Annotated in this window: 9 protein-coding genes; 8 read left to right on the top strand and 1 reads right to left on the bottom strand. The window is 66.3% G+C overall.

Annotated features, from left to right (window positions below; translation table 11 throughout):
• Positions 1-31 precede the first annotated feature (31 nt).
• The 8 genes from DBR23_RS13215 to DBR23_RS13180 all read left to right on the top strand — a co-directional run bounded on the left by DBR23_RS13215 (position 32) and on the right by DBR23_RS13180 (position 7,249).
• On the top strand, positions 32-367 hold the full coding sequence (locus DBR23_RS13215; RefSeq protein WP_108498562.1) for an AzlD domain-containing protein: 336 nt from the start codon (positions 32-34) through the stop codon (positions 365-367).
• 83 nt (positions 368-450) lie between these two features.
• Complete coding sequence (locus DBR23_RS13210; protein WP_108498561.1) at positions 451-1,650, top strand: phosphoglycerate kinase; 1,200 nt, start codon at positions 451-453, stop codon at positions 1,648-1,650.
• 216 nt (positions 1,651-1,866) lie between these two features.
• Positions 1,867-2,553: a hypothetical protein gene (locus tag DBR23_RS13205; protein ID WP_056067885.1), complete on the top strand. Its 687-nt coding sequence runs from the start codon at positions 1,867-1,869 to the stop codon at positions 2,551-2,553.
• Positions 2,550-3,107 (top strand): FlgO family outer membrane protein, encoded by a 558-nt coding sequence (locus tag DBR23_RS13200; protein ID WP_056742900.1) that lies wholly within the window; start codon positions 2,550-2,552, stop codon positions 3,105-3,107. The genes DBR23_RS13205 and DBR23_RS13200 overlap by 4 nt, the downstream gene beginning before the upstream one ends.
• Before the next feature lie 185 nt (positions 3,108-3,292).
• Positions 3,293-4,117, top strand: a complete 825-nt coding sequence (pyrF, locus tag DBR23_RS13195) for an orotidine-5'-phosphate decarboxylase (protein WP_056067889.1) — start codon at positions 3,293-3,295, stop codon at positions 4,115-4,117.
• Between the two features lie 99 nt (positions 4,118-4,216).
• A complete protein-coding gene (locus tag DBR23_RS13190) occupies positions 4,217-5,116 on the top strand; it encodes a LysR family transcriptional regulator (protein ID WP_056067892.1) in 900 nt (299 codons plus the stop codon).
• 169 nt (positions 5,117-5,285) lie between these two features.
• Positions 5,286-6,260, top strand: a complete 975-nt coding sequence (locus DBR23_RS13185) for a tripartite tricarboxylate transporter substrate binding protein (RefSeq protein ID WP_056067894.1) — start codon at positions 5,286-5,288, stop codon at positions 6,258-6,260.
• Entirely contained in the window at positions 6,257-7,249 is a 993-nt protein-coding gene (locus tag DBR23_RS13180) for a succinylglutamate desuccinylase/aspartoacylase family protein (protein ID WP_108498560.1), read from the top strand. Before DBR23_RS13185 ends, DBR23_RS13180 begins: the two co-directional genes overlap by 4 nt.
• A gap of 48 nt (positions 7,250-7,297) precedes the next feature.
• Here the strand turns inward: DBR23_RS13180 and DBR23_RS13175 are convergent.
• On the bottom strand, positions 7,298-7,796 hold a 499-nt coding region (locus DBR23_RS13175; RefSeq protein WP_146191334.1), incomplete at its 5' end, for an EamA family transporter.

Here is a 7,796-nt window from a genome sequence, read left to right as displayed (position 1 = left end):
ATGTGGTGCCGCTGCGGGAGGAACGCCACCCATGAGCTGGTCCTGGATCTATTCCTTGCTGGCCACTGTGGGCCTGGCGGTGATCACGGTGGTGTCACGCTCTTTTTTCATGATCCCGGAGCGTGAGCTGCCCCTGCCCGACTGGCTCAAGCGGGGCCTCAAATATGCCCCGCTGGCAGCGCTCACCGCCGTCATTGCACCCGAGATCCTCATGGTGCAGGGCGAGCTGATCGACACCTTCATGGACGCACGCCTGCCGGCCGTGCTGTTCGCCAGCGTGTATTACTTCTGGCGCCGGGGCATCCTGGGCACCATTCTGGTGGGCATGGCGGTGTATCTGCCACTGCACATCGGCTGGGGCTGGTAGGTGCTGGCGGCGGCCGGCCGCGTCAGCAGGGCCGCCTAAAATGGCGCCCGTGATCCACCGGCCCCTCCAGGAAACCTTCCCCCATGAACATCCTTCGCTTTTCCGATCTGTGCGCCCAGGGCAAGGCCCGCAACCAGCGCGTCTTCATCCGCGCCGACCTGAACGTGCCGCAAGACGACGCCGGCAACATCACTGAAGACACCCGCATCCGTGCCTCCATTCCCGCGATCCGCATGGCGCTGGACGCCGGTGCCGCTGTCATGGTCACCAGCCACCTGGGCCGCCCGACTGAAGGCGAATTCAAACCCGAGGACTCCCTGGCCCCCGTGGCCCAGCGCATGGCCGAACTGCTGGGCCGTGAAGTGCCGCTGGTCGCCAACTGGGTGGACGGTGTGCAAGTGGCACCCGGCCAGATCGTGCTGTTGGAAAACTGCCGCCTGAACGTGGGCGAGAAGAAAAACAAAGAGGAGCTGGCACGCAAGATGGCCGCGCTGTGCGACATCTTCGTGAACGACGCGTTTGGCACCGCCCACCGCGCCGAAGGCACCACTTACGGCATCGCGCAGTACGCCCCCATTGCCTGCGCCGGCCCGCTGCTGTCGGCCGAGATCGATGCCCTGACCAAGGCCCTGGCCCATCCTCAGCGCCCGCTGGCGGCCATCGTGGCGGGCTCCAAGGTGTCCACCAAGCTCACCATCCTGCAAAGCCTGGCCGACAAGGTGGACCAGCTCATCGTGGGCGGCGGCATTGCCAATACCTTCATGCTGGCGGCCGGCCTGCCCATCGGCAAGAGCCTGGCTGAGCCCGATCTGCTGGACGCCGCCAAGTCCGTGATGGCTGCCATGAAGGCGCGTGGCGCCGAGGTGCCGATTCCCACCGACGTGGTCGTGGCCAAGACCTTTGCTGCGGATGCCCCCGCCACGGTGAAGGCCGCCACGGACGTGGCGCCCGACGACATGATCCTGGACATTGGCCCCGAGACGGCTGCCCGCCTCGCGGCCCAGCTCAAGTCTGCTGGCACCATCGTCTGGAATGGCCCCGTGGGCGTGTTCGAGTTTGCCGCTTTTGAGAACGGTACCAAGCAACTCGCCAAGGCGATTGCCGAATCCTCGGCCTTCAGCATCGCGGGCGGTGGCGACACGCTGGCCGCCATTGCCAAGTACGGCATCGATAAGCAAGTGGGTTACATCTCCACCGGTGGCGGCGCTTTCCTGGAAGTGCTTGAAGGCAAAAAGCTGCCCGCTTTCGAAATCCTGGAGCAGCGCGCAGCCGCTTCCGTGTAAGCAAATGCAAGGCGGGCCACCGCAAAGGTGGCTCTGCCTGCTTACACGCCTTGCATCGGCACACAACTGTGACCAAAAACAACGAACTGTGTACGCCGGAGCGTAGTTAGCGTAATTTTTTCTTGTTTTTGTTGAGGATACCGCCCAGAATTATTTTTCAATCGTGCGGGTCGCATCTGTTCGGATCCTCGCAAATTCAGTCCGTAGGAGGGAATCATGTCGTTTTCAAAGGCAATCAGCTTGGCCGTGCTGGCTGGCGCTGTGGCAACTTTGGTGGGGTGCGCACAGAGGGCGCCTATTCCCGTCGCGGAAAATTTCGAGTACACCTCGCAGCCCAAGGTTCGCTCCGCCGGACATTGGGACCTGGTCTCGCGCGATGTGGTCAATCAGACGCTGAGCACCCTGGACAAGGCCGGCGTGGCCCCCAACACCCCCCTGCATGTGTCATTGCCCGCCAATGCCACGCAGTTTGAAACCGCCTTCCGCGAGTTCCTGATCACCAAACTGGTCCAGAACGGCGCCGTGGTGCAGCAGAACCTGGGCCAGGCCCTGGAAGTCTCCTACGGTATCCAGGTCGTGCGCCACAACAGCGACCGCCCGCATTTCATCCCTGGTCAGTTCACCATGCTGGCTGCAGGCCTGTTTGCCGCGTACGGTCTGCGCCATGAGCACATCGACGCCCAGCTGGCCGCAGGCCTGGGTCTGTCGATCGCCGCCGACTATGCCAACAGCATCAACTCCGGTGGCCCGACCAACACCGAGCTGATTCTGACCACCACCGTCACGCGCGGCGGCCAGTACCTGGCTCGCAAGACCGACGTGTACTACCTGGAAAACGCTGACACCCCATTGTTCACGCGCCCCTCGTACAAGAACGTCAACATGAAGGTTGTCTCGCAATGAAAACCCCCGCACTTCTTCTGACGGTGCTGGCCGGCGTGGTGCTGGCCGGTTGCGCCAACAACGCTGCGCCGGTGCGCGTCGAGCCCACCTACCAGGAAGCCGCCAGCAGCCAGTTCATCCAGAGCAGCCGCGACGCGGTGACCAAGCTGACCACCGGTTTCGACATGAACTCGCTGGGTGGCGGGCCCGTGCTCGTGGCCACCGTGGTCAACGTCAACGACCTCAGCCGCGCCGCCCCGCTGGGCCGCACGTTGTCCGAGCAGTACGCCACCAGCATGGCGGCCAGCGGCTTCAACGTGAAGGAAATCAAGCTGCGCGGTGACGTGTTCGTGCGCGAAGGCCAGGGCGAGCTGCTGCTGTCGCGTGAGATCAAGGACATTGCCCGCAACCATAATGCCTCGCTGGTGCTGGTGGGTACCTACTCTGCGGCCGCCAACTACACCTACGTGAGCCTGAAGCTCGTGCGCACCGAAGACAGCCGCATCGTGCGTGGCTACGACTACGCGCTGCCCAACGACCGCGACGTGCAACGCCTGCTGGCTGTGCCCCGCTGATCGTTCTTTCTCACCAGGGACTTGTTGCTCCCTGTGCTACCGAAAAAAGGCCGTCTCGACGGCCTTTTTTGTTGCCCGGTGGCACCCCCCGGGGTGCCCGAAACCTCTGCTTCGCAGAGCCTCTCCTCGACGATCACGATCCCCGACGGGGGCATCCCGTGCCCACCCACCTAAAATCACGCCCCATGAACTTCACCGACATGCTGCGCGACGCCACGGCACAGAACAACTCCCTGCTGTGCGTGGGCCTGGACCCTGAACCCACGCGGTTTCCCGCCGCGATGCAGGGCGACCCCCGCAAGATCTATGACTTTTGCGCGGCCATCGTGGACGCCACCGCCGACCTGGTGTGTGCCTTCAAGCCGCAGATCGCCTACTTTGCCGCGCATGGTGCCGAGGACCAGCTCGAACGCCTGATGCAGCACATGCGGGCCAACGCACCGCAGGTGCCGGTGATCCTGGACGCCAAGCGCGGCGACATCGGCTCTACGGCCGAGCAGTACGCCAAGGAGGCCTTCGAGCGCTACGGTGCCGATGCCGTCACGCTGTCGCCCTTCATGGGCTTCGACTCCATCGAGCCCTATCTGGCCTACCACGGCAAGGGCGCGTTTTTGCTCTGCCGCACGTCCAACCCCGGCGGCGACGACCTGCAGACCCAGCGCCTGGCCAGCGTCGAGGGCCAGCCGCTCATGTACGAGCATGTGGCGCGTCTGGCGCAAGGCCCCTGGAATAAGAACGGCCAGCTCGGCCTGGTGGTGGGCGCCACCTACCCGCAGGAGATCGAGCGCGTGCGTGCCATCGCGCCCACGCTGCCGCTGCTGATTCCGGGCGTGGGTGCCCAGGGTGGTGATGCCGCCGCCACCGTGCGCGCCGGGCTGCGCAGTGACGGGCCGATCATCGTGAACTCGTCGCGGGCCATTCTTTACGCGTCCAAAGGCGAGGACTTTGCTGCGGCCGCGCGTGCAGAAGCCGTGCGCACCCGAGGCGTTCTGGAAGCTGCCCGGGGCTGAGCGCTCTCACTCCGACCGCGGTGTCTGGTCCTCTAACGGGGCTGGCACAGCCCAGGCACCAGCCCACCGACCGGACAGCCGCCCCTTCAGGAGCCGACGATGCAGTTGAAATGGCTGGAAGACTTCATCGTGCTGGCGCAGGAGCGCAGCTTCACCCGCGCGGCGGAGCTGCGGCATGTGACCCACCCCGCGTTTGGCCGGCGCATCCGCGCGCTGGAGGCCTGGGCTGGCACGCCGCTGGTGGAGCGCGGCAGCGGTGGCCCGGTCACCCTCACGCCCGCCGGGCAGAGTTTTCTGGAGACCGCCGGCCACCTGGCCCGTAGCCTCACCCAGTCACACGAAGAGCTGCAAAGCCTGGCCGGGCGGCAGGCCCGCACCGTGACCCTGGCCACGGGCCGCACCTTGGCGCGCACCGTGGTGGCCGACTGGCTGGTGCGCCTGCAGCCCATTTTGCAAGGCGGCGAGCTGTGCATTCGCACCCGGGCGCTGGCCGACACCGTGGGCATGCTGGAGCGCAACGAGGCCGATTTTTCGCTCGTGTACCACCACCCGGCCCTGGCCATCCGGCTCGATGCACGGCAGTTCACGCACCTGACGGTGGCCTCCGACCGGCTGGTGCCCGTCTCGCGCGCCACGGCGCAGGGGCAGGCGTTGCACCGGTTCGGGCCCGACGCCACGCTGGTGCCCTACCTGGCCTACGCCCCCCAGCTGGCCTTGGGGCGGCTGGTGGAAGACCACCTGGCGCACAACCCCCATGCGCCCCGGCTGCAGCGCGTGGTGGAGTGCGACTCGGCCGACGCCCACTACGAATACGTGCAAAAAGGCCTCGGCGTTGCGTGGCTGCCCTGGTCCATGGTGTTTGCCGACTGCAAGGCCCAGCGCCTCGCGCTGGCGGGTGACGCCCGCATGGAGGTGCGTTTTGACGTGCGCCTGTATCGCCCCAAGCGCCGCCTGGGGCCGCTGGCCGAGGCGCTGTGGAAGGCCCTGGCGCAGCGCTGATGAGCGCGCGTCCACGGTGAGAGACCTGCGGGTTTCCCCGTGGCAGGCATCGTGAATCAGCACGACCTGGTGCCGTTTTGGCACCAACAGCCAGGGGCCGGTTTTTCACAATCCAATCCATACCTCACCCGCCCCATTCAGCCCCACGCCTTTGCCAAGGAGTTTCACCATGACCACCGTCCGTCCCCTGCGCCGTGCTGCACTGCTGTGCGGCCTGGCCGTTCTCGCTGCCCCTGCCATCGCGCAAGACGCCTACCCCAGCAAGCCCATCACCATCGTGGTGGGCTATCCGCCCGGCGGCAGCACCGACCTGACCGCGCGCACGGTGGCCACCGAGCTGGGCAACAAGCTCGGCGTGCCGGTGGTGATCGAGAACCTGGGCGGTGCCGGTGGCGCGATCGGTGCGCAGAAGGTGGCCAACGCCGCACCCGACGGCTACACCCTGCTGGTGGGCGCCAACAACGAGATCGCCATCAACAAGCTCGTGACCAAGAAGGTCAAGTACGACATCAAGGACTTCACCGCCATCGGTCTCATTGCCTCCCAGCCGCTGGTGCTGGTGGCCTCCACCGGCGCGGGCGTCAAGAACATGGCGGAGTTCACGCAGAAGGTGTCCAAGAACCCCGGCAAGTTCAGCTACGGCAGCTCGGGCGTGGGCACGGCGCTGCACCTGGCGGGCGAGGCCGTGAAGGAGCAAGGCAAGCTGTTCATGACCCACATCCCCTACCGGGGCGTGGCGCCGCTCACCAGCGACCTCATGGGCAACAACCTGGAGTACGGCGTGTTCGTGCTCTCCAGCGGCCTGCCGCACATCAAGAGCGGCAAGGTGATTGCATTGGGCACCACCGAGGCCAAGCGCTCTGCCACCACGCCCGACATCCCCGCGCTGGCCGAGTCGCCGCAGTACAAGAACGTGGACATCAGCGTGTGGTTTGCGCTCATGGCACCGGCCAACCTGCCCAAGCCGGTGACCGACAAGCTCAAGAAGGCACTGGCCGACAGCCTGCAATCGCCGGACTTCCGCAAGAAGATGGAAGCCAGCGGTTCCACCGTGGCCTCGCCCACCGTGAACATCGACCAGTTCCTGACCACCGAAGTGGCCAAGTACAAGAAGATTGTTGAATTCGCCAAGATCGAAGAATGAGCAGCAGCACTCTCCCCCCCGCATCCGTGCAACCCCTGGTGTTTGCGCTGCCCGCCCCCGACATCAGCGCCTGGCGTGTTGGCAACACCGGCACCGAAGGCGTGTGGCACTTCGACTCGGGCCGGCCCGGCCGCCACGTGATGATCAGCGCCCTGGTGCATGGCAACGAGCTGTGCGGCGCCTGGGCGCTCAAAGGCCTGCTCGACGCCGGTGTGCGCCCGCAGCAGGGCACGCTCACGCTGGCGTTCTGCAACCTCGATGCCTTCGACCGGTTTGACCCTGGCAACCACGACGCCTCGCGCTTCACCGACGAAGACCTCAACCGCCAGTGGCTGGACGAGCGCATCGATGCGGCCAACACCAACGAGCGCCGCCGCGCCGCCGCGCTGCGCCCGTGGGTGGCGCAGGCCGACTGGCTGCTCGACATCCATTCCATGCACGAGCCCTCGGCGCCGCTGCTGCTCACCGGCATCCAGCCGCGCAACCTGGCGCTGGCGCGCGCCATGCGCTCGCCCGAGCACATCGTGGTGGACGCCGGCCACAAGGACGGCGTGCGCATGCGCGACTACGGCCGGTTTGGCGACCTGGACGACAACGGCACCCGCTCGCTACTCATCGAATGTGGCTTCCATGGCGACCCGGCCAGCCGCGCCGTGGCGCAGGACCAGTGCGTGCGCTTCATCGAACAGTCTGGCGCACTGAGCGCCGACGCGCTGGCGCAGCAGCTGCCTGGCTGGCGCCTGCCCGACGCACCGCGCCAGTGGGCGCTGGAGGTGACCGGCCCCGTGGTCGCTACCAGCAGCGCCTTCCGGTTTGTGGCGCCGTACACGGGTCTTGAGGTGTTCGAGAAGGCGGGCACGGTGATTGGTGACAACGACAGCGTGCCGGTGGTCACTCCGTACGACGACTGCGTGCTGGTCATGCCCTCGGTGCGCCAGGCACGTGCCGGGGTGACCGTGGTGCGCTTTGCGCGGCGCAGGTTGCTGTAGGCAGTGCTGTCGTTGTTTGCTATCTAGTTGATAGCTGTTAAGGCATATTCAACTAGCGCTACCGGCCATTTTGGCTTGTAGTCGGGGCCCCAGCACCACACAGGCCAGCGCCGCCACCACCAGCGCAATGCCTGCCCACTGCCAGGGCGCCACGCCCTCGTCCAGCAGCAGCCAGCCTGCGGTGAGGCCCACCACCGGCACCGCCAGACTGAAGGGCGCCACGCGGTTGGCGGGGTAGCGCTGCAGCAGGTTGGTCCACAGCGCGTAGCCCACGATGGTGGCGGCCCAGCCCAAGTAGGCCACGGCGGCCCACGACAGCAGCGGCACGTTGGCCAGCGTCTGCCACTGCAGCCAGCGTGCGGCGTCGGGGTCGAACGCAGCCGACAGCGCCATGAACGGCAGCACCGGCACCAGGCTGCTCCAGATCACAAAGGCCAACGGATCAAACCCCGGGCTGTGCTGCTGTGCCAGCCGCGCCACGATGTTGGACGACGCCCACATCGCCGCGCCACACAGCGTGAGCAGCAGGCCCGCCAGCGTGGTGGCC

Source organism: Acidovorax sp. HMWF018 (assembly GCF_003061035.1).
GTDB lineage: Bacteria > Pseudomonadota > Gammaproteobacteria > Burkholderiales > Burkholderiaceae_C > Acidovorax > Acidovorax delafieldii.
This window is presented reverse-complemented; position numbering and strand designations above follow the sequence as displayed.